This window comes from Arthrobacter sp. CC3, assembly GCF_039907775.1.
In the GTDB taxonomy this organism is placed as follows: Bacteria; Actinomycetota; Actinomycetes; order Actinomycetales; family Micrococcaceae; genus Arthrobacter.
Window position 1 is genome coordinate 380,954 of record NZ_JARCCY010000002.1, and the last position, 20,488, is coordinate 401,441.

21 protein-coding genes are annotated in these 20,488 nt (G+C 67.0%); 17 read left to right on the forward strand and 4 right to left on the reverse strand.

What is annotated here, in order from left to right; translation table 11 throughout:
* Positions 1-15: 15 nt before the first annotated feature.
* Both PV761_RS01655 and PV761_RS01660 read left to right on the forward strand, forming a co-directional pair.
* Positions 16-1,722, forward strand: coding sequence for a DUF222 domain-containing protein (locus PV761_RS01655; RefSeq protein WP_347893812.1), 1,707 nt, complete (start codon positions 16-18; stop codon positions 1,720-1,722).
* A 285-nt stretch (positions 1,723-2,007) separates the two neighbouring features.
* The gene (locus PV761_RS01660) at positions 2,008-2,595 is read left to right on the forward strand and encodes an adenylate kinase (RefSeq protein WP_347893814.1); all 588 of its coding nucleotides are present in this window, start codon (positions 2,008-2,010) and stop codon (positions 2,593-2,595) included.
* 61 nt (positions 2,596-2,656) lie between these two features.
* Here the strand turns inward: PV761_RS01660 and PV761_RS01665 are convergent, their stop codons facing one another.
* Positions 2,657-3,481 (reverse strand): DUF937 domain-containing protein, encoded by an 825-nt coding sequence (locus PV761_RS01665; RefSeq protein WP_347893816.1) that lies wholly within the window; start codon positions 3,479-3,481, stop codon positions 2,657-2,659.
* Positions 3,482-3,726: 245 nt separating this feature from the next.
* Between PV761_RS01665 and PV761_RS01670 the strand changes: the two genes are divergently transcribed.
* From PV761_RS01670 to PV761_RS01700, 7 genes are all read left to right on the forward strand, one after another.
* Complete coding sequence (locus PV761_RS01670) at positions 3,727-4,710, forward strand: bifunctional riboflavin kinase/FAD synthetase (RefSeq protein WP_028271972.1); 984 nt, start codon at positions 3,727-3,729, stop codon at positions 4,708-4,710.
* A gap of 29 nt (positions 4,711-4,739) precedes the next feature.
* Complete coding sequence (gene kynA / locus PV761_RS01675; protein WP_028271971.1) at positions 4,740-5,594, forward strand: tryptophan 2,3-dioxygenase; 855 nt, start codon at positions 4,740-4,742, stop codon at positions 5,592-5,594.
* Positions 5,591-6,835 carry a kynureninase gene (kynU, locus tag PV761_RS01680; protein WP_347893819.1) on the forward strand — a complete coding sequence of 415 codons (1,245 nt, stop codon included), beginning with the start codon at positions 5,591-5,593 and terminating at the stop codon, positions 6,833-6,835. Before kynA ends, kynU begins: the two co-directional genes overlap by 4 nt.
* A 201-nt stretch (positions 6,836-7,036) precedes the next feature.
* A complete protein-coding gene (rpsO, locus tag PV761_RS01685; RefSeq protein ID WP_028271969.1) occupies positions 7,037-7,306 on the forward strand; it encodes a 30S ribosomal protein S15 in 270 nt (89 codons plus the stop codon).
* 246 nt (positions 7,307-7,552) lie between these two features.
* On the forward strand, positions 7,553-9,793 hold the full coding sequence (locus PV761_RS01690) for a polyribonucleotide nucleotidyltransferase (protein WP_347893872.1): 2,241 nt from the start codon (positions 7,553-7,555) through the stop codon (positions 9,791-9,793).
* A gap of 190 nt (positions 9,794-9,983) precedes the next feature.
* Positions 9,984-11,327 (forward strand): pitrilysin family protein, encoded by a 1,344-nt coding sequence (locus tag PV761_RS01695; RefSeq protein ID WP_028271967.1) that lies wholly within the window; start codon positions 9,984-9,986, stop codon positions 11,325-11,327.
* Between the two features lie 71 nt (positions 11,328-11,398).
* Complete coding sequence (locus PV761_RS01700) at positions 11,399-11,860, forward strand: DUF1579 domain-containing protein (RefSeq protein ID WP_347893821.1); 462 nt, start codon at positions 11,399-11,401, stop codon at positions 11,858-11,860.
* Positions 11,861-11,876: 16 nt separating this feature from the next.
* On the opposite strand, the gene PV761_RS01705 is transcribed toward PV761_RS01700, so the two are convergent.
* On the reverse strand, positions 11,877-12,158 hold the full coding sequence (locus PV761_RS01705; RefSeq protein WP_347893874.1) for a hypothetical protein: 282 nt from the start codon (positions 12,156-12,158) through the stop codon (positions 11,877-11,879).
* A gap of 116 nt (positions 12,159-12,274) precedes the next feature.
* Here PV761_RS01705 and PV761_RS01710 point away from each other — a divergent pair, with 116 nt between their 5' ends.
* Together PV761_RS01710 and PV761_RS01715 are read left to right on the forward strand one after the other, a co-directional pair.
* A complete protein-coding gene (locus tag PV761_RS01710) occupies positions 12,275-12,559 on the forward strand; it encodes a hypothetical protein (RefSeq protein WP_347893823.1) in 285 nt (94 codons plus the stop codon).
* 29 nt (positions 12,560-12,588) lie between these two features.
* On the forward strand, positions 12,589-13,392 hold the full coding sequence (locus PV761_RS01715; protein WP_347893825.1) for a LuxR C-terminal-related transcriptional regulator: 804 nt from the start codon (positions 12,589-12,591) through the stop codon (positions 13,390-13,392).
* A gap of 11 nt (positions 13,393-13,403) precedes the next feature.
* On the opposite strand, the gene PV761_RS01720 is transcribed toward PV761_RS01715, so the two are convergent.
* Both PV761_RS01720 and moaA read right to left on the reverse strand, forming a co-directional pair.
* The gene (locus PV761_RS01720) at positions 13,404-13,670 is read right to left on the reverse strand and encodes a MoaD/ThiS family protein (protein ID WP_055798396.1); all 267 of its coding nucleotides are present in this window, start codon (positions 13,668-13,670) and stop codon (positions 13,404-13,406) included.
* 4 nt (positions 13,671-13,674) lie between these two features.
* A complete protein-coding gene (gene moaA / locus PV761_RS01725) occupies positions 13,675-14,796 on the reverse strand; it encodes a GTP 3',8-cyclase MoaA (RefSeq protein WP_028271962.1) in 1,122 nt (373 codons plus the stop codon).
* 174 nt (positions 14,797-14,970) lie between these two features.
* Between moaA and PV761_RS01730 the strand changes: the two genes are divergently transcribed.
* From PV761_RS01730 to PV761_RS01755, 6 genes are all read left to right on the forward strand, one after another.
* On the forward strand, positions 14,971-16,557 hold the full coding sequence (locus PV761_RS01730; protein ID WP_347893876.1) for a molybdopterin-dependent oxidoreductase: 1,587 nt from the start codon (positions 14,971-14,973) through the stop codon (positions 16,555-16,557).
* Positions 16,558-16,694: 137 nt separating this feature from the next.
* Positions 16,695-17,924: a gephyrin-like molybdotransferase Glp gene (glp, locus tag PV761_RS01735; RefSeq protein WP_347893827.1), complete on the forward strand. Its 1,230-nt coding sequence runs from the start codon at positions 16,695-16,697 to the stop codon at positions 17,922-17,924.
* Positions 17,912-18,406, forward strand: coding sequence for a cyclic pyranopterin monophosphate synthase MoaC (gene moaC, locus PV761_RS01740; protein ID WP_347893828.1), 495 nt, complete (start codon positions 17,912-17,914; stop codon positions 18,404-18,406). Before glp ends, moaC begins: the two co-directional genes overlap by 13 nt.
* Positions 18,403-18,927, forward strand: a complete 525-nt coding sequence (locus tag PV761_RS01745; protein ID WP_055798383.1) for a MogA/MoaB family molybdenum cofactor biosynthesis protein — start codon at positions 18,403-18,405, stop codon at positions 18,925-18,927. The genes moaC and PV761_RS01745 overlap by 4 nt, the downstream gene beginning before the upstream one ends.
* On the forward strand, positions 18,917-19,372 hold the full coding sequence (locus PV761_RS01750) for a molybdenum cofactor biosynthesis protein MoaE (RefSeq protein ID WP_028271957.1): 456 nt from the start codon (positions 18,917-18,919) through the stop codon (positions 19,370-19,372). Before PV761_RS01745 ends, PV761_RS01750 begins: the two co-directional genes overlap by 11 nt.
* Positions 19,373-19,442: 70 nt before the next feature.
* Positions 19,443-20,488 (forward strand): transposase (locus PV761_RS01755; RefSeq protein ID WP_347893831.1); only part of this gene is annotated, 1,046 nt, incomplete at its 3' end.

Here is a 20,488-nt window from a genome sequence, read left to right on the forward strand (position 1 = left end):
CGGCAGAGTCATCCCATGGAGGTCTTGGGGGAACTCACAGTGGCAGGAGGGGCATTGCGGCGGGCGGCATTGCCCGCCGCCGCTTCTGCTGTCCGGTTCTCTTCCGGTCCGGGCCTGCGCAGCCTGCCCGCCGGAGCGCAGCCTTCTCAGGCGTTAGCGTCCGACGGCGGCGGGTCCGGTGATGTCGCCCGGATCCTTGCGCTGCTGGGTGCTTTGAGTTCGACGGCGCTCACCGACGCTGCGGGGATGGGCTTCCGCGAAGCTGCCGACTTCGCGGCGATTGTCGAGGGTATCGCCCGGACGACGGAATACCTGCAAGTGCTTGCGGCCGGGTCCGTGGACCGGACCCGGCGGGAGGCCTCTGCGGCTGCGCGGGCTGGCTCGAGTTCTACGGGAGGCTGGACCACCGGGTGGGGCGAAGCAACCGCCGTGCACGGCCCGATCGGCTGGGCCACCAGTGAAACGGACACCAGCCAAACCGACACCAGCCAAACCGACACCAGCCAGGCTGCCGAGACGGCCGTGCGGAACGAAGCTCCGAACCTGTCCACAGAACCGGACCCTGCGGATGACGGCTGCCGCAACACCACCGAGTTCCTCCGTGCCCGGCTGCGGATCGGTGCCGGAGAAGCCAGCCGCCGGCTCGCCCTGGCCGAGGCGGTCCTGCCCCGGACCGGCATCACCGGGCACCCCCAACCACCGGAACGGCCCGAGCTCGCCGAGGCTCTGGCCTCCGGGACCGTGGCCTCGCGGTCCGCGACCATCATCACGCTCGCCCTGGACCGGGCCGCCCACCACGCCGATACGGAAGTTACCGGCCGGATGGAACACGCACTCACCCGAGCCGCAGTAGAGAACGACACCGACTTCGTCGCCCGCGTCGCCCGGCAATGGACAGAGGCGATCGACCAGGACGGATCCGAACCCACCGACACCGAACTCCGCCAACGCCAGGGTGTCTTCATCAAACAGCCCCGCCGCGGACTCCAGCGAATGGAAATCCTCGCCACCACCGAGCAATCCGAATACCTGCTGACGGCGATGAATATCGCCACCAACCCCCGCACACAACCAGATGAGGGCAGCGCCGGCGACAACAGCACCGGCGCCTTGGATGATCTGGACCAGCGGACCCGGCCGCAGCAGCTCCTGGACGGCCTCGTCGGCGCGGTCAAAGCCGGCTTGACCACGGGCGGGCTTCCTGCCGCGGGCGGGCTCCGGCCCCAGGTCATGGTCACCATCGACTACCGCGACCTCCTGGCCCGGCTGGAGAACCTCGAACACGGCACCGGCATCCCGGGCACGGGCTCCTTCACGTTCACCGGCCCCGTCACCGCCGCCACCGTCCGGAAGATCGCCTGCGACGCCGACATCATCCCCGTCCTCCTCGGCGGCCAGGGACGCATCCTCGACATCGGCCGCACCACCCGCGTCTTCCCGCCCCACATCCGCAAAGCACTCACCGCCCGCGATCAGGGCTGCGCGTTCCCGGGCTGCACCATCCCCGCACCCTGGTGCGAAGCCCACCACATCACCCACTGGTCCCACGGCGGAACCACCAGCGCAGAGAACGGCACCCTGCTCTGCAGTCACCACCACCACCTGATCCACAAGGAACAGTGGCAGATCCAGGTCAAAACCGGGATCCCCTGGTTCATCCCGCCACCCCACATCGACCCCCGACAGGTCCCACGACGAAACACGTACTTCCGACTCGAGTGAGGCGACAGCGCATCAAACCACGCGCTGTCGAGATCCCATGACGGCTGCACTGGCCCGCCGCCCGGCCGGCACCGGAACCTTGAACTGTCGGGTGGACCAGGATGTCCTGTACGTAGCAGATGGTGGCGTCGTCCGAAATTGCGCGCGCCAGACCGACGAGGTTTGCAGCAGCAGGTCGGGGCATTCTCCGACGGCGGCTGATTCAGCCGGGTGCTATCGTGGCAAATCGCGGTGCGCCGGCGTCAACGGACGGCCGAGTGCCGAGCAAAATAGGGGGAGCAGCCCGTGAAATCCATTCCGCCAATTCCAGCCCGGGTCCTGTTCTACGGCGTTACGGGTAGCGGCAAGTCTTCGGCCGCCCACGCTTATGCCGCTGCTTCCGGGCTCCCGGAGGTTTCCGCCGACGACGACATCGGCTGGCTTCCCGGCTGGCAGCAGCGAAGCGTCGAACAGCAACGCGAGATCGCAACGGACGTGGCGGCCCGCGATTCCTGGGTCCTGGACAGCGCCTACGGCGTTTGGCGCGACATCGTGGTACCCCGGGCGGAACTAGTTGTTGCCCTGGACTACCCCCGGTGGCTGTCGCTTGGCAGGCTGATCCGCCGCTCGGTCCGTCGAGTCGTCACCAGGCAGCCCGTCTGCAATGGAAACGTAGAAACGCTGGCGAGGCTCTTTGCGAAAGACTCGATCTTCTACTGGCATTTCAACTCATTTGCCAGGAAAAAGCGGGTCTTCAGGGCATGGCAGGCCGATCCGGACATGCCGCCGGTGCTGGTGTTTCGCAAGCCCAGGGAACTGGACAACTGGCTGATACAGGTGGCAACAGCCACGTCAGGGCCCGTGGATGCCACCGGAGAATCCGCCCGGCCCTAACCCGGACCAGGCACGATCATGCTCCCGCACCACGATGGTGCGGGAGCATCAGGCCGCCAGGCTATTTCTTCCCGAAGAGCCCGCCCAACAGCCCGCCGAGCCCGCCGTCGTCGTTCTTTCGCTCCTCCGCGCGCTCTCCGGTCTGGTCCTGGGTGCGCTCACCGGGGAGGTCGACGTCGATCAACTCGCCCGGAACGGGCGCACCGCCCTGCTGGATCGGCTGCCCCAGCGGACCCGTCGGAGCCTGCGGGGCCGAGTCGTTGACGGTCTCCGGTACTACCGCATTGCTGGACTGCTGCCCGCCTTGGGCGCCTCCGCCGAAAATGCCCCCAAGGATGTCGCCGAGTCCGCCCTGGCCCGCGGCGCCGCCCTGCGAAGCGCCGCCAAGAATGCCACCCAGAATGCCGCCGAGATCGATGCCCCCGGGTCCGCCAGTGCTGCCGGAAGAGTCGCCGCCCGCAACGCCACCCGCATTCCGTCCGCCGAGGATCTTGTTGGCGAGGTAGGACATCACGATCGGCGCGAGAATGGGCAGGAGTTTCCGGACGAGGTCTCCGCCAACGCCGCCCAGGTTGGCTGTCCCTGCGAGCTGGCTGGCCACTTGGTCCTGCTGGCCGCCGAAAACGTGGCTGACAATCTTCTCGCCGTCGGACGTGTCCACCTGCGAAACGTCCACACCGCCGGCAATGAGCCCGTCCTGGTGCTGGGCCAGTGCCGACTCCAGGGAGGCTGCACCCTCCGGCGCCTGTGCGTTGCTCTGCATGCCCGCAAGGAGGGTGGGCACCGCGGCCTCCACGGCGGCCTGGGCGGACTCCCGGTCCGTGCCAAGCAATCCGGCAATCTGGTCAACAGGAATCTGTTCCAAAATCTCGCGGATGTCAGTCATAGGACTCTCCTTCAGCCCGGCGGGCAGCGCGGGCATCGTTGGCTGCGGCGCGCAGTTGCGTCGCCGGATGCTGCCCTTGCATCCTAGTCCCGGGCGGGAGGCCGGGGAAGGAAAAGGACGGGGCGGCGGAAGCCGGGGCCGGCATCGGCGTCAGTTAGCACAGGCAAATGCGGGTAATCTAGGAGAGTTCCGGGCCCGGCGCGGTTTTCGGACGAGTCAATGGCAGGCAGTAAAAGGCGAGGTTGATGGTCCACATCTGGAACGATCCGTCCGAGGTCCCCGCGGACTTCGGCCCTACCGTTGTCACGTTCGGCAATTTCGACGGCGTACACCGCGGGCACCAGCAGGTACTTTCCCAGCTGATCCGCACGGCCCGCCTCAACGGCGCGCGCGCTGTCGCAGTGACATTTGACCCCCACCCGGCACAGGTGCACCGGCCCGAGTCCGCACCGGAGCTCATCATGGGCCTCGAGGACAAGCTCGTTGCCCTCGGCGAGCTGGGGTTGGATGCCGTCCTGGTCATGAAATACTCCCTGGAGCTCGCCAGCCTGACACCTGAAGAATTTGTCTCCGGGGTCCTAGTCGACAGCCTCAAGGCCAGCCATGTGGTGATCGGCCATGACGCCCGCTTTGGCCGCGGCAACTCCGGCGACCTGTCCACCATGCAGGAACTGGGGGAGAAGTTCGGCTTTACCGTGCAGGTCATCAGTGAGTTCGGCTCCGAAGGGTTCCCCATCCACGACGACGGCGGTGAGGACCGCCGTTGCTCGTCCACCTGGGTGCGTGAGGCGCTGCGGGACGGAGACGTCACCACGGCGGCTGCCGTGCTGGGCCGCCCGCACCGGATGCGCGGCGAAGTGGTCCACGGTGCCGCCCGCGGCCGTGCGCTGGGTTTCCCCACCGCCAACCTGGCCTCCGAAGCCAGCGGCTACATCCCGGCCGACGGCATCTACGCCGGCTGGCTCGTGGACCAGGCCGGCACGAGATGGCCGGCTGCCATCTCTGTGGGTTCCAACCCCACGTTCGACGGCGTCAGCCGGCAGGTCGAGGCACACGTCATCGACCGCCCGGAAGAACCGGTTGAGAACTTCGATCTGTACGGCCAGACAGTAGTGGTGGAGTTCGCGGCACGGCTGCGGGGCATGGTGGCGTACCGTGGGCCGGAAGCGCTCGTCGAACAGATGCGCCTGGACGTCGTCCAGGCCCACGACATCCTGTTCCGGCGCTGACCCCAGTCACTGGCAAGGAAGGCACCGCTGTGTCCGTTGAGAAGAACACGAGGAAACTGGAAAAGGACATCGTCCGGGATTTCAGTTCACGGATGAGCTACGCGTCGTACTTGCAGCTCCCCACACTGCTCAGTGCGCAGCAGCCGGTCAGCGATCCGGAGCACCACGACGAACTGCTCTTCATCATCCAGCACCAGACCACCGAACTGTGGCTGAAGCTGGTCCTTCACGAGCTGCGCAGCGCCGCGGCCTGGCTCCGCAGCGACGACCTCGGCTCCGCCCTCAAGGCGATTGCGCGCGTCAAGCACATCCAGAAGACCCTGACTGAGCAATGGTCCGTGCTGGCCACGCTGACGCCCACCGAGTATTCGCAGTTCCGCGGTTTCCTGGGCAACTCCTCCGGATTCCAGTCCAGCCAGTACCGGGCGGTGGAGTTCGTCCTCGGCAACAAAAACCGCAAGATGCTTCCCGTGTTCGAATCCGATCCCGAGGCCCACGAGCAGCTGCGCCACGTCCTTGAAGCGCCCAGCATCTATGACGAATTCCTGGCGTACCTCAACCGCCAGGGCTTCGCCATTCCTGCATCCCTGCTGGAACGCGACGTCACCAAAGCCCACGAATTCTGCCCCGAACTCGTCCCCGTGTTCAAGCACATCTACGAAAACGCGGCGGACAACTGGGGCGCGTACGAGGCATGCGAGGAACTCGTGGACCTGGAAGACAACTTCCAGCTGTGGCGGTTCCGGCATTTGCGGACGGTGCAACGGACCATCGGCATGAAGTCGGGCACCGGCGGCTCCAGCGGCGCCGCGTTCCTGCAAAAGGCCCTGGAACTGACCTTCTTCCCCGAACTTTTCGCCGTCCGGACGGAGATCGGCCAATGAGCACGGTTCACGGGACCCAAGACGCCCTGCTGCAGCGCGCCGTCGAACTTGATGCCGCGGACCCGCTGGCCGGCTACCGCGACCACTTCGTCGGAACCGACACCGACCTGTCCTACCTGGACGGAAACTCACTGGGCCGCCCGCTCAAGCGGACCGTCGCGGACATCAGCGCCTTTATCCAGGAGAACTGGGGCGGCCGGCTGATCCGCGGCTGGGACGAGGAATGGCTCGCCCTGCCGGAAGCCATCGGCGACCAGCTTGGCCGGGCGGTGCTTGGAGCGGCTCCCGGGCAGACCATCATCGCCGACTCCACCACCGTTGTCCTCTACAAGCTGGTCCGCGCAGCCCTCTCCGCCGTCAAGGACCCCGCCAGAACCGAAATCGTGCTGGACACGGACAACTTTCCGACTGACCGCTACCTCCTGGAAGGCATCGCCCGCGAAGAAGGACTGACGCTGCGTTGGATCGACGCCGATCCCGCCGCCGGCGTAAGCATTGACCAGGTGCGGGAGGCAACAGGGCCGTCCACCGCCGTCGTGGTCCTGAGCCAGATCGCCTACCGCTCCGGCTACCTCGCCGACCTGCCGGCCATCACCGCTGCAGTGCACGACGCCGGCGCGCTGGTGGTGTGGGACCTGTGCCATTCGGCGGGGTCGGTGGAGATCGAGCTCGACGCCGCCGGCGTCGACTTCGCCGCCGGCTGCACGTACAAGTACCTCAACGGCGGGCCGGGCTCCCCGGCCTTCGCGTACATCAACGCCCGCCACCTGCCCGGGTTGAGCCAGCCGATCTGGGGATGGATGGGCCGCAAGGATGCCTTCGAAATGGCCGCCGGCTATGAGCCGGCTCCGGGGATCCGCGGATTCCTCAGCGGAACGCCGGCAATTTTCGGCATGATCGCCATGCGCGGCACCCTGGACCTGATCGAAGAGGCCGGCATGTCCGCGTTGCGGGAAAAGTCCCGGAAGCTGACGGCGTATGCCCTCGAACTCCATGATGCGTGGCTGGCTCCTGCCGGCGTGCAGCTGGCCACGCCGCGGGAGGCGGAGCAGCGGGGGAGCCACATCACTGTGGACCACCCGGACTTCCGCCAAATGACCGCAGAGCTCTGGGCCCAGGACGTCATCCCGGACTTCCGCGCTCCGCAAGGCATCCGCATCGGGCTGTCGCCGCTGAGTACATCCTTCACGGAGGTCTACCGCGGCGTTGCCGCGATCCGCGATCTGCTGGCGCGCGCGTAAGGGGCCGCCGTAGGCGGCCGCGGGGCAGGTTTCGACAAGATTGCGGCCGGGCCGGTAAACTAAACGTTGGATCCGGCTGCAGTCCGTGGCGGCTGGCTCTTGTCATGTAATGGAATCCCCGAATTTGCGGGGATTTCCGCGCAGGCACACCCGGCAGTGAATTACTGATTCGGGCCTCACGGCACATCTCTAGGAGTTATTGTGGCACTTGACGCCGCTGTAAAGCAGTCCATCATCAAGGATTTCGCAACGTCCGAAGGCGACACCGGTTCACCGGAGGTCCAGGTTGCAGTCCTGACTCAGCGGATCAAGGATCTCACTGAGCACATGAAGGAGCACAAGCACGACTTCCACACCCAGCGCGGTCTGCTGGCCATGGTTGGCCGTCGCAAGCGTATGCTCACCTACCTCAAGAACACTGACATTGCACGCTACCGTGCGCTCATCGAGCGCCTCGGCCTGCGCCGCTAGTCAGCTCTAAGGGGCGGCCCATCCCACCCGGACGGGCCGCCTCCTGCAGTACAAAAACTAAACAGGAGGATCAACCGCATCACGCATTCGCGGTCCTCGGTAGTGATTCCCGGGAACGGCTTCGAAGAGTGAAGCCCGGCCCGTGGGTCTCGATCGATGACCGGGTGCAGTGCAGGCCAGTAGACAGATGCTGGACTGGGTTGATGCGGCTGGACTTCCGTTAACCAAGAAACGGAGGTGACTCTCTTGGAGGGTCCCGAAATCCAGTTCTCAGAAGCCGTCATTGACAATGGCCGCTTTGGCAAGCGTGTAATCCGCTTCGAAACCGGCCGTCTTGCCAAGCAGGCAGCCGGCGCAGCCATGGTGTACATCGACGAAGACACCGCGCTGCTGTCCGCAACCACCGCCGGCAAGCACCCGCGTGAAGGTTTCGACTTCTTCCCGCTGACCGTTGACGTCGAAGAGCGTATGTACGCCGCCGGCCGCATCCCGGGTTCGTTCTTCCGCCGCGAAGGCCGCCCGTCCACCGAAGCCATTCTGGCTTGCCGTCTCATGGACCGCCCGCTGCGTCCGGCCTTCATCAAGGGCCTGCGCAACGAGGTCCAGATCGTCGTCACCGTCCTGGCGATCAACCCGGACGAGCTCTACGACGTCGTGGCCATCAACGCCTCGTCCATGTCCACCCAGCTCTCCGGCCTGCCGTTCTCCGGCCCGATCGGCGGCGTCCGCGTTGCCCTCGTGGCTGACGAGCAGGGCTCGCAGTGGGTTGCGTTCCCGAAGCACTCGCAGCTCGAGAACTCCGTATTCAACATGGTTGTAGCCGGCCGCATTGCCGGTGACGACGTCGCCATCATGATGGTTGAAGCCGAAGCGACCGACAACTCCTGGAACCTCATCAAGGAACAGGGCGCCACCGCTCCCACCGAAGAGGTTGTTTCCGAGGGCCTCGAGGCTGCCAAGCCGTTTATCAAGGCACTCTGCGACGCCCAGGCCGACCTGGCTGCCCGCGCCGCCAAGCCGACCGTCGAATTCCCGGTCTTCCTCGACTACGAGGACGACGTCTACGCCGCTGTTGAGGCTGCCGCTGCTGAGAAGCTTGCTGCTGTCTTCCAGATCGCTGACAAGCAGGAGCGCGACACCGCTTCGGACGAGCTCAAGGACGAAGTCACCTCTTCGCTCGCCGGCCAGTTCGAGGGACGCGAGAAGGAACTGTCCGCGGCGTTCCGCTCGGTGACCAAGCACGTTGTGCGCCAGCGCATCCTGAAGGACCAGATCCGCATCGACGGCCGCGGCCTGACGGACATCCGCCAGCTCACCGCCGAGGTCGAGGTTCTGCCCCGCGTTCACGGTTCGGCTATCTTCGAGCGCGGCGAAACCCAGATCATGGGTGTCACCACGCTGAACATGCTGAAGATGGAACAGCAGATCGACTCGCTGTCGCCGGTAACGCGCAAGCGCTACATGCACAACTACAACTTCCCGCCGTACTCCACCGGTGAGACCGGCCGCGTGGGCTCGCCCAAGCGCCGCGAAATCGGTCACGGCGCCCTGGCCGAGCGCGCGCTCGTGCCCGTGCTGCCGTCCCGCGAGGAATTCCCCTACGCCATCCGCCAGGTGTCTGAAGCCCTCAGCTCCAACGGTTCGACGTCGATGGGTTCCGTCTGCGCCTCCACGCTGTCGATGCTCAACGCCGGTGTGCCGCTGAAGGCTGCCGTTGCCGGCATCGCCATGGGCCTGGTTTCCGACCAGGTTGACGGCCAGACCCGTTACGCAGCACTCACGGACATCCTGGGCGCCGAAGATGCTTTCGGTGACATGGACTTCAAGGTTGCCGGTACCTCCGAATTCGTCACGGCCATCCAGCTGGACACGAAGCTCGACGGCATCCCGGCCTCCGTTCTGGCCGCCGCCCTGAAGCAGGCACGCGAAGCCCGCCTGCACATCCTCGAGGTCATCAACTCCGCGATCGACACCCCGGACGAGCTCTCCGAGTTCGCTCCGCGTGTCATCGCGGTCAAGATCCCCGTGGACAAGATCGGCGAGGTCATTGGGCCCAAGGGCAAGATGATCAACCAGATCCAGGAAGATACCGGCGCGGACATCTCCATCGAGGACGACGGCACCGTGTACATCGGAGCCACCAACGGCCCGTCCGCCGACGCCGCACGCTCCGCGATCAACGCCATCGCCAACCCGCAGGTTCCGGAAATCGGCGAGCGCTACCTGGGCACGGTCGTCAAGACCACCACCTTCGGTGCCTTCATTTCCCTCACCCCGGGCAAGGACGGCCTGCTGCACATCTCCGAGCTGCGCAAGATCGCCGGGGGCAAGCGCGTGGACAACGTCGAGGACGTCGTCTCCGTGGGCCAGAAGATCCAGGTCGAAATCACCAAGATCGACGACCGCGGAAAGCTGTCCCTGTCCCCGGTTATCGCCGAGGAAGAAGGCGCTGAAAGCGCTGAGACCGTCGAGGCAGCCGCAGAGTAGTCTGCAACGCACTTCGTAGTTCAAGCACGACGGCGGGGCCGGTGGATCATCCACCGGCCCCGCCGCCGTTAAGCCGCCCCGCCTCGTAAAACCGGGCCCGTCCGCACCGCGCCCCTCCATGAGGTTCCGGGCGAGTGGTCCGCTGGTACGATGGCAGGCAGATTTGGCACCGTTTTCCTGAAAGGCCTTGATGACTGTCGTACCCCTGCCGCTGGTGCAGAACCATCCCGGAGACACCCTGATCCACGGAGCCGACGGCGGGTCCGTTGTTCGCCGGTCCGTGCTCCCCGGCGGTGTGCGTGTACTGACGGAGGCAATGCCCGGCCAGCGCTCCGCGACCATCGGTTTCTGGGTGGGCGTGGGTTCGCGGGACGAAGCCCACGGCCAGCACGGTTCCACCCACTTCCTGGAGCACCTGCTGTTCAAGGGCACCCGGCGGCGCACCGCCCTGGAAATCGCCTCCGCCTTCGACGAGGTGGGCGGGGAGTCCAACGCCGCCACGGCGAAGGAAAGCACGTGCTACTTCGCCCGGGTCCTGGACACTGACCTGCCGATGGCCATCGACGTCATCGCGGACATGATCACCGGCGCTGTCCTGGATCCGCAGGAGATGGAGCAGGAGCGGGACGTCATCCTTGAGGAAATCGCAATGGACAGCGACGACCCCACGGACGTCGCCCACGAGCATTTCGTCGCGGCGGTGTTGGGAACCCACCCGCTGGGACGCCCGATTGGCGGGACCCCGGAAGCCATCCGGGCCGTTGCCCGCGATTCCGTCTGGGACCACTACCGCCGCTACTACCGTCCGGACGAGCTGGTCATCACCGCCGCCGGCGGACTGGACCACGACGTCGTCTGCGGACTTGTGGTGGAAGCGCTCCAGCAGGCGGGCTGGGCGCTGGAGCCCGGTGCCGCTCCCGTAGAACGGCGCTCCACCGATCGGGCCGAAATTACCGGCACGGCCGGACTCCATGTGGTGAAGCGGCCCGTTGAGCAGGCGAACATCATCATGGGGTGCCCCACGATCGTTGCCACGGACGGCCGCCGCTATGTCATGAGCGTGCTCAATGCGGTGCTGGGCGGCGGCATGTCCTCCCGGCTTTTCCAGGAGGTTCGCGAGAAGCGCGGCCTGGTGTATTCCACATACTCCTTTGCATCGTCTTACGCCGATGCCGGCTACTTCGGCATGTATGCGGGGTGCACACCGTCGAAGGTCCGCCAGGTGATTGAGCTCCTGGGCGCCGAACTGGACAAGCTGGCAGAGCACGGCATTTCCGACGACGAACTCAAGAAGGCCGTGGGCCAGCTCTGCGGCGGGATCGTCCTGGCGCTCGAGGACACCGGATCGCGGATGTCCAGGCTGGGACGGGCCGAGCTCGTGTCCGGCGAATACCAGGACATCGAGGAGACGCTCCGGCAGATCAAGAGCGTCACCGTGGAACAGGTGCGCGAGCTGGCGCGGGAACTGGCTGCAGCGCCCCGGACGGTAACGGTCGTGGGTCCGTTCGAAGAAGGCGAAACCTTCGGCCTCTAGGCCGGGCCCCTGAAACTGGACAAGTCCACGCGCGGGCGTGATGATGAAGCCGGGGCCACACTGGAGGAACTATGGACCGGCTGCACCCGGGGACTGCACAGCAAGAGCTGCACGCTTTCCTCGGGCATTGGACCGGGACCACACGCATCGAGGCGACGCAACGAAAGCCTGCACGGACAGCAGCTGCTGAATTGACCTTCGCCACGGCTGCCGGCGGGTATGCGGTGCTGCAAAGCTACCGCCACACGGAAGATGACGGGATCCGTTTCGAGCGGCATGGCATGTTCACCATGGACGCCGACCACCCGGACACTGTCTGGTACCACGTGGACAGCGTGGGACTGCCGCGGGAAGCCCCGACGCGCTGCAGCCTGCACAACGGAGTACTCACCGTGGAGCGCCGCAACGGACGGGACACGTCCCGGCACACCTTTCGGGTGGACGACGGCGTGCTGACGCACACTTCCGAAGTCCGCCTTGCGGAAGCCGCGGCCTTCACTCCTTTCATGACCTCCGTATGCCGCCGCACTTGAGGCCCCTCCGGTAGCCTCAGCCTGCTGACTCCAGGATGCGGGTTTTCGGAGCACCTTGGAGGGCGGGGGCCGCCGCGGGGGAATTCCACACCTTTTGCTGAAGGCTGGCCAGCAGGGCCTCGGCCTGCTCCCGGCTCCCCAGATCAAGCTCAACCACTACGTAGTGTGGATCGTCCACCGGCCGGCTGATCCGGTGCGCGGTCACGCCCGAAGCCGCGCGGTTTACCGGATCCCGGTCGAAAGCCGTCTTCCACAGGCTAAAATCCTTGATTCCGTGCTCTATCTGCAGGGTGTACATCACAGACTCTCCTTCCGGTTGGCTGTCCCGTGGTTAGGGATGCTTCACGCTAGGCCCGGCCGGTCGGAGCTCGGTATCCCAGAATTCTGGGCGGGTCCGCGGGCCATACTGTTTCCATGACCACGAATTGGGCGGTGAGCCGGAGCCTGGACAGAATCGGCGGGCTCTGCCGTGAGTCCTTGGAGGACCACGGCTTGCGGGCAGCGCTCTTGGCCGAGCTGGGCAGCATCGTTCCGTTCAGGTGGTTTGCATGGCCCCTGACCGACCCCGGGTCCTGCACCGGCATCTCACCGATGGCGCGCATTCCCTGCCCGCAGGAACTGCCCGCCCTGATCAGGCTGAAGTACATAACGGCACCAGGCCGCTGGACGTCGCTGCTGGCGGGCGGCGGGCTGCAGTGACGCTGCGAACGGCAACCGGGGGAGACCCGGTGCGAAGCCCGCTGTGGAACGGTGTCCTCCGCCGGTACGGCGTAGCGGATGTCCTGTCCACGGTGTTCGCCGACGGCCACGGCTGCTGGGGCTGGCTCGACCTGTGGCGGACGGCCGACGACGGACCATTCACCGAACGCGAAACGATGCACCTGGCAGCGGCGGCGCCCGTCATCGCGGCGGGCCTGCGGCGAAGCAGGGCAGCGCAGATGCGGCGGGATGCCCAGACCCGCCGCGACCCGCCGCCGACGTTCGGGCTGCCCCAACAAGCGGTGCTCACACTGGACACCGAGCTGACCGCAACAAGCCGAAGCGCCTCGGCCGGCGACTGGCTTGGCCTGTTGCAGCCGGGGCCCAGCCCTTACGAGGCCATACCGGCCGAGGTCTACAACGTGGCGGCCCAACTCCAGGCCGTCGAGGCCGGGGTGGACTCCCACGCGGCGTCCGCCAGCGTCCCGATCGGCCTGGGCCGGTGGGCTGTCCTGCGGTCATTCCGCCTGGATGCCGGAACAGATCCGGCAGCGAGGCTGGCTGTGACCATCCAGGAGTGCCCGGCAGGGGAGAGGCTCGACGTCTTCGCCCGGTGCTTTGGCCTGACGCCGCGGCAGCGCAGCATTCTTGAGCTCGCCGCGGGCGGACTGGACACTGCGGCGTTGGCAGCAGCCCTGGGCATCAGCCCGTACACGGTGCAGGACCAGTTCAAACTGGTTTTTGCGGCATGCGGGGTACGGAGCAGGAACTCCTTGCTGGCTTTGGCCCTCGGCACCGAACACGGCCGTCACGTCGGGCCGCCGAAACCCTAACCGCCGAATCCCTACCCGCCGGCAAACGGCGGAAGCACGTCCACCACGTCGTCCGGTCCCAGGACCACGGACCGGTCGCGGACGGCCACTTCGTTGAGCAGGAAACTGCTTCGCGAAAGAAGCCTCCCAAGGGGAGGCGTGCCGGCGGGCGGAGCCGGCCGGTCGACGTCGAGCACGGCGCTTAACAGCGATTCCATGGTGGAGCCGGCCGGAAGCTCAAAGCGTTCCTCTTCCACCCCTGCCGCCGCGCGCGCGGCAGCGAAGTAACGTACGTTCAATGCCTCAGCCTCCGATGGCGCTCATGCTGCGGTCCGGCTGGACAAAGTCCGGGGCGTCCAGTCCGACGTGGTCCATGCCGTGGGCCTTGGGCTTGAGCCACATGGCGTCCTGCCAGCGTTCGGCGAGCTGCTGGTCAGTGGCGCCCTCGCGCAGCAGCCCCAGCAGATCGAATTCTTCGCGTGAGAACAGGCAGCTCATGATCTTGCCCTCGGCCGTGATCCGGGTGCGCTTGCAGTCCGAGCAGAACGGCTCGGTCACAGAGGCGATGATTCCCACCGTGCCCAGCACGGGGCCGGTTGCGTCAGCGGATCCCGGCGTCCGGCGTCGTACCTCGAAGCGTTCGGCCGGGGCGCCGTCTCGGTCCCTGGGATCGGCGCTGAGCACATAATCGACGGACAGGAGTTCGCGGATTTCGGCGGCAGTGACCATGTTCCGGCGGGTCCACCCGTGGTCGGCGTCCAGCGGCATTTGTTCAATGAAGCGGAGTTCGTACCCGCGGTCCAGCGCCCAGGCCAGCAGGGACGGGGATTCGGCGTCGTTGATTCCCCGCATCAGCACGGCGTTGAGCTTCACGGGACCGAGTCCGGCGGCCCACGCGGCATCCACGCCGGCGAGGACCTTGTCCAGGAAGGGCCTGCGGGTCAGTTTGGTGAACGTTTCCTCGTGCAGGGAATCCAGCGAAACGTTGATCCGGGAAAGTCCGGCGGCTTTCAGCCCCGCTGCCTTCTTGTCCAGGCCGACGGCGTTCGTGGTCATGGAAATCGGCAGCTGCGGGTGGGCCTTGCGCAGGGCGGAAATGATGTCGAGCAGGTCCGCCCGGACCAGGGGTTCGCCGCCGGTGAGGCGCAGTTCGCGCACGCCCAGCAGGTCGACGCCGATCCGTACTATCCTGACGATTTCCTCGGCGGACATCACGGCCTGCTTGGCCAGCCACTCGAGGCCTTCGGCCGGCATGCAATAGGTGCAGCGCAGATTGCATTTGTCCGTCAGGGACAGCCTCATGTCCGTGGCGCGGCGTCCGTAGCGGTCCATGAGGCCCGCAGGCGTGCCCGCCGGCCGCGACGGCACTACCGGATCCGAACCTGCCCCCTCCCGGGGTTGCGGCATACCAAGCTGAACACTCATAAATTCAGGCTACGCCACGTTGGGGCCAACCATCACGCCCGTGACACCGGCGGATCTCACGGAATCCCGGCGGATCGCCACTGAAGCCGGAAAAGGCGCCCCGCGCGAGTGCCCCGAACCTATGCTGGAGTAGTGAACAAGTCCCAGTCGGCAACAGTCCGGCTCCCGGCGGGCATGCCGGCAACAGCCGCGGCAAGGTGGGCCGCTGCCGCCGGTGTTGTGGCCGTGGCCGCGGGAGTGGTGGTCGGCGAGCTTGTGGCGGCCCTCGTGAGCCCGGCGCTGTCGCCCATGACGGCCGTTGGCGGTGCCGTGATCGACGCCGTTCCGCCAGCCGTCAAGGACTGGGCGGTCTCGGCGTTCGGCACCGCGGACAAGTTGGCGCTGCTCGTCGGCATGGGGCTGGCCATTGCGGCGCTGGCTGCACTGGCCGGCCTCCTGGAATGGCGCCGCCGCTACGCCGGGTTTGCGGTCATCTCCATCTTTGGCGTTGTGGGCCTCGTGGCGGTACTGGGCCGCGCCCAGGCGTCCGGCAACGCCATGGTGCTGCCCCTGCTTGCCGCGGCAGCCGCAATCCTGGTGCTCCGGTGGCTGATGTCGCGCCTTCGCGACTGGGACGCGGCTTCAGTCGCCGTGCCAGCGCCTTCAGCGGCCGCGCCAGCGCCTTCAGCCGCCGCGGCGTCACCTGCCCAGGCCGGCCGGCGCCGGTTCCTGCAAGCACTTGGCGGAGGGGCCGTCGTCGCGGCCGTTGGCGGAGGGCTTGCCGCAGCGTTGCGAGGAGCCGCTGCCGGAGTCAGCGAATTCCGCAGCAAGCTTGCCCTGCCGGCCGCCGCGTCTCCGGCTCCGCCGGTTCCGGCGGGCGCTGCGCTGAACCTTGACGGCATCAGTCCGCTGGTGACTCCCAACCGGGACTTCTACCGGATCGACACCGCCCTCACGGTTCCGGCAGTGGACCCCGACTCCTGGGTCCTCAAGGTCACGGGCATGGTGGAACGGGAGATTGAACTGGATTTCGCCACGCTGCTGTCCAAGCCCATGATTGAACGCCACGTGACCATCGCCTGCGTCTCCAACGAAGTGGGCGGTGACCTGATCGGCAATGCGCTGTGGCTGGGATGGCCGGTCCGCGAACTGCTGGCCATGGCAGGGCCGCGGAGCGGTGCGGACATGGTGCTGTCCCGAAGCAAGGACGGCTGGACGGCCGGCACACCGCTGGAGGTCCTCACCGATGACCGCGATGCCTTGATCGCCGTCGGGATGAACGGCGAGCCGCTGCCTCTTGAGCACGGCTTCCCGGTGCGGCTTGTGGTGCCGGGCCTGTACGGCTACGTTTCCGCCACCAAGTGGCTCACTGAGCTCAAGGTGACCAGGTTCGCTGACGACGTCGGCTATTGGACGCCCCGCGGCTGGAGCGAACGCGGACCCATCAAGACGTCCTCGCGCATCGACGTTCCGCGCTCCGGCCGCCCGGTTCGTGCCGGAACGGTGGCCTTCGGCGGCGTCGCGTGGGCCCAGCACACCGGCATCGGCAAGGTGGAACTTCGCGTCAACCGCGGCCCCTGGCAGGCGGTGGAACTTGCGCCCGGCATATCCCGGGACACGTGGTACCAGTGGCAGCTGTCGGTGCCCCTGACGCCCGGGCAGTACGAGATCCAGGTCCGGGCCACGGACCTGAACGGTGCACCGCAGATCGAAGACCGTGCCCGGGTGGCTCCGGACGGCGCCACCGGATTCCACACCATTAGAGTTGACGTGACGCCGTAACGGGCCGAACGTTTCGCGGGAACGACCGCAGCGGCGGAACGCCGCTGTGAACCCGACGCCGCAGTGAACCCGACAACGCAGTGAACCCGACAACGCAGTGAACCCGACAACAACGCCCGGACCAAGGTAAGGAACGCATGCACCGCACCGACGACGGGCATCAGGCCCGCACTGTGGAGGCCCACCGCGACACCGTGCGGGAACTGCTGGCCCACCTCCCCGGAACCGGCCGAACCGAAGAACTGCCGCTCCTGGCGGCGCTGGGGCGCGGGCTGGCTGCGGATATCCCCGCTCCCGTGGACCTGCCGCCGTTCGACAACTCCCAGATGGACGGCTTTGCCGTCCGCAGCAGTGACATTGCCGACGGCGGGGCGAACCTCACGGTGGTGGCGCCCATCCCGGCCGGTGCCACCGCGGCCGCCCTGGAGCCGGGCACGGCCGCCCCCATCATGACCGGCGCCATGATTCCCCCCGGAGCCGACGCCGTCGTGCCCATTGAGAGGGCCGTTCCCGATTCCTTCCCGGACCCCGGAACGGCGGCCACGGTCCGGCTGCCGGCAACGGAGCCGGGCACCTACGTCCGGAACGCGGGCAGCGATATCCGCTCAGGGGAGCTGGCGCTCGCCGGCGGAACGTTCCTGGGCCCGGGCCAGCTGGGGCTCCTGGCGGCACTGGGCGTCACCGGGGTCAGCGTGCACCGGAAGCTGAAAGTGCTCCTCGCCACCACGGGGGACGAAGTGGTGGAACCCGGCGGCCGGCTGGCACCCGGCAAGATCTACGACGCCAACGGCACGCTCCTGGAAGCAGCCATGAGCCAGGCCGGGCTGGATGTCCAGCGGGCAGCGATCTCAACAGACAGTCCGGAGGAACTCGCCGCCATGCTGCGGGAGCGCGCCCCCCACGTGGACCTGATCGTCACCACTGGCGGCGTCAGCAAGGGCGCCTACGAAGTGGTCCGGCAGGCCACGGCGGACCAGGACGTGGAATTCCTACATGTGGCCATGCAGCCCGGCGGCCCGCAGGGAATCGGGCGGTTCGACGGGGTTCCGTTCATCGGCTTCCCGGGTAACCCGGTCAGCTGCCTGGTCTCCTTCGAGATATTCCTCCGTCCGGTCCTCAGCTCATTGTTCGGGGCGCCGGCGCCGAGGCCAGCCGTCCGGGCCCGGCTGGCGGAGCCGGTGGAGTCACCCGCGGGCAAGCACCAGGTCCGGCGCGGAACCCTCCTGCCGGACGGCACGGTCCGGCTGGAAGGCGGCGCAGGATCGCACCTGGTCCATGCCCTCGCCAGCTCCAACGCCCTCATCCATGTCCCGGTGGGGACTTCTGCGCTCGCCGCGGGCGCAGAAGTGGAAGTATGGACGCTGTGAACACTGAAGACAATGCTGCCGGGCTGACGCATCTGCGCCGTGACGGAACAGCGCAGATGGTTGATGTTTCCGGCAAGGCCGAGACCACGCGGGAGGCCACAGCCACCGCCACGGTCCGCACCACCGCGGAGGTGCTCGCCCTCCTGGGCGCGGGCGACCTGCCGAAGGGCGACGCTTTGGCGGTGGCCCGCGTCGCAGGAATCATGGCCGCGAAGAAGACCCCCGAGCTTATCCCGCTGTGCCATCCGCTGCCCATCTCCAAGGTCACCGTTGACTTTGAACTGGGCCGCGATTCGGTCCTGGTGCTGGCCACCGTCAAGACACGGGGCGTCACCGGCGTCGAAATGGAAGCCCTCACAGCAGCATCGGTGGCGGCACTGAGCGTCTACGACATGATCAAGGCAGTGGACAAGCACGCCGCCTTGACCGATATCAGGGTGCTGGCCAAAAGCGGCGGCAAGAGCGGGGACTGGACAGCATGAGCAGCTTTGGACAGCAGCCCGAACCGCACCGCCACGGAGAGGCCACCGGCCGGAAGGCCGGCGTCGTGATTGCCTCCAACCGGGCCGCTGCGGGCATCTACCGCGACGAAACCGGTCCGGTGATCACCGACTGGCTGACGGAGCACGGCTTCGAAACGTTCCCGGCCATGGTGGTGCCCGACGGCGAGCCCGTGGGCGCCGCGCTGCGCGCCCTCCTCACGCAGCACCCCGCGGTCATTATCACCAGCGGCGGGACCGGACTCAGCCCCGATGACCTGACCCCTGAGATGACGGTGCCCCTGCTGGACCGCGAGATTCCGGGGATCATGGAGGGTATCCGGCAGGCCGGCCTGGCCAAGACGCCCATGGCGATGCTGAGCCGCGGACACGCGGGCGCGGCGGGTCGGACGTTCATCGTTAATCTTCCCGGATCACCCAAGGGCGTCATGGACGGCCTGGGCGTGCTTGATCCGGTCATCACCCACCTGTGCGACCAACTGGAAGGCAGCCATGAGCACTGAAACCGGATTCGAGATCGTGAACGCCGTGTTGAGCGCGGAGCCCATCTCCGTGGCGCAGGCTATCGCCGCTGTGGAATCGGACACGGCGGGCGCCGTGGTCAGCTTCAGCGGAGTGGTCAGGAACCACGACGGCGGCAAGCCCGTTGAGCGGCTCAGCTACAGTGCGCATCCCACCGCCCACCAGGTGATGGCCGACGTCGTTGCCCGGCTGGTGGCCGAACACGCGGGCGACGGCGGCGAAACAGTGCGGATCTGGGCCGCGCACCGGGTGGGCATGCTGGAAATCGGCGACCCCGCACTGGTGTGCGCCGTGTCCGCCTCGCACCGCGGCCAGGCGTTCGACGTGTGCTCGGAGCTCGTTGACCGGATCAAGGCGGAGGTGCCCATCTGGAAGGAACAGTTCTTCAGCGACGGGACCGTCGAATGGGTCGGGGCCGGGGCCTAGGAGTCTGCTGAATTAGTCGTGGGTGGGCGCGTCGACTGGACTGGTGGGCCTGGTGGTTAAGACTGGTCTTATGCAGGGACGTGAGGACGCGCAACGCGGGTTTTTGGATGTGGAGGCGCTGGCCGGAGAGCTGTTGGCTCCGGGCAGCGTCTTTGCTTTTCTGGCCAAGCATCGGGGGCGCCTGTTTCCGGATTCGATGATGGAGGACCTGTTCCCGTCGCGGCGGGGCCGGCCTTCGGTTCCGGCGCCGGTCATCGGGTCAGTGCTGGTGTTGCAGGCATTGCAGGGGCTCTCTGATCGGGAAACCGCAGAGGCTTTGACCTTCGATCTGCGCTGGAAGGCCGCGTGCGGGTACGGGCTGACCGATACCGCGTTCCACCCGAGCACGCTGACGTACTGGCGCAAGCGTCTGGCCGGTTCCGGGGACCCGCACCGGATCATGGAAGCCATCGCCGAAGTCGTCGCCGAAACCGGAGTCCTGAAAGGCAAGCGCCGGCGGGCTGTTGATTCGACGGTCCTGGACGACGCGGTCGCGAGGCAGGACACCATCACGCAGCTGATCGCGGGGATCCGCCGCTTCGGCCGTGACGTCCCCGGCGGCCAGGAACTGCTGAGCGCCCACGCTGCGGGGTATGACTACACGCGCACCGGCAAACCGGACATCGAATGGGGCGACCAGGACGCAAAAGACGGGCTGGTTTCGGCGCTGGTCACCGACGCGCTGGCGCTGCTGGCCGCGGTTGATCCCGAAACCCTGGAGTGCAAGGGTGCCGATGCATACGCGTTGCTGGCCCTCGTTGCCGGGCAGGACGTGGAACCGGCCGAGGGCTCCGACGGGACCGACGGTCGGTGGCGGATCGCCCGCAAGGTCGCCCCGGACCGGCTCATCTCCACCGTGGACCCCGACACCCGGCACGCGCATAAGACCCGGTCCCGGCAGCAGGACGGTTACAAGGCACACATCGTCATCGAACCCGACACCGGGCTGATCACCGCCGGTGAGCTGACCAAGGCCTCCGGACCGGAGAACAGCGACGGAGCCGTCGGTGCCCGGCTGATCGGCATGGATCCCACGATCACCGGCACCAGGGTGGACGTCCTGGCCGACTCGGCCTA

What these genes read in the sequence shown, in the direction of transcription:
- PV761_RS01655 (WP_347893812.1), top strand. Translation starts at nt 16, where the DNA reads ATGGAGGTCTTGGGGGAACTCACAGTGGCAGGAGGGGCATTGCGGCGG.
- PV761_RS01665 (WP_347893816.1), bottom strand. Translation starts at nt 3,481, where the DNA reads ATGACTGACATCCGCGAGATTTTGGAACAGATTCCTGTTGACCAGATT.
- PV761_RS01670 (WP_028271972.1), top strand. Translation starts at nt 3,727, where the DNA reads ATGGTCCACATCTGGAACGATCCGTCCGAGGTCCCCGCGGACTTCGGC.
- kynU (WP_347893819.1), top strand. Translation starts at nt 5,591, where the DNA reads ATGAGCACGGTTCACGGGACCCAAGACGCCCTGCTGCAGCGCGCCGTC.
- PV761_RS01695 (WP_028271967.1), top strand. Translation starts at nt 9,984, where the DNA reads ATGACTGTCGTACCCCTGCCGCTGGTGCAGAACCATCCCGGAGACACC.
- PV761_RS01700 (WP_347893821.1), top strand. Translation starts at nt 11,399, where the DNA reads ATGGACCGGCTGCACCCGGGGACTGCACAGCAAGAGCTGCACGCTTTC.
- PV761_RS01705 (WP_347893874.1), bottom strand. Translation starts at nt 12,158, where the DNA reads ATGTACACCCTGCAGATAGAGCACGGAATCAAGGATTTTAGCCTGTGG.
- PV761_RS01710 (WP_347893823.1), top strand. Translation starts at nt 12,275, where the DNA reads ATGACCACGAATTGGGCGGTGAGCCGGAGCCTGGACAGAATCGGCGGG.
- moaA (WP_028271962.1), bottom strand. Translation starts at nt 14,796, where the DNA reads ATGAGTGTTCAGCTTGGTATGCCGCAACCCCGGGAGGGGGCAGGTTCG.
- PV761_RS01730 (WP_347893876.1), top strand. Translation starts at nt 14,971, where the DNA reads ATGCCGGCAACAGCCGCGGCAAGGTGGGCCGCTGCCGCCGGTGTTGTG.
- glp (WP_347893827.1), top strand. Translation starts at nt 16,695, where the DNA reads ATGCACCGCACCGACGACGGGCATCAGGCCCGCACTGTGGAGGCCCAC.
- moaC (WP_347893828.1), top strand. Translation starts at nt 17,912, where the DNA reads ATGGACGCTGTGAACACTGAAGACAATGCTGCCGGGCTGACGCATCTG.
- PV761_RS01745 (WP_055798383.1), top strand. Translation starts at nt 18,403, where the DNA reads ATGAGCAGCTTTGGACAGCAGCCCGAACCGCACCGCCACGGAGAGGCC.
- PV761_RS01750 (WP_028271957.1), top strand. Translation starts at nt 18,917, where the DNA reads ATGAGCACTGAAACCGGATTCGAGATCGTGAACGCCGTGTTGAGCGCG.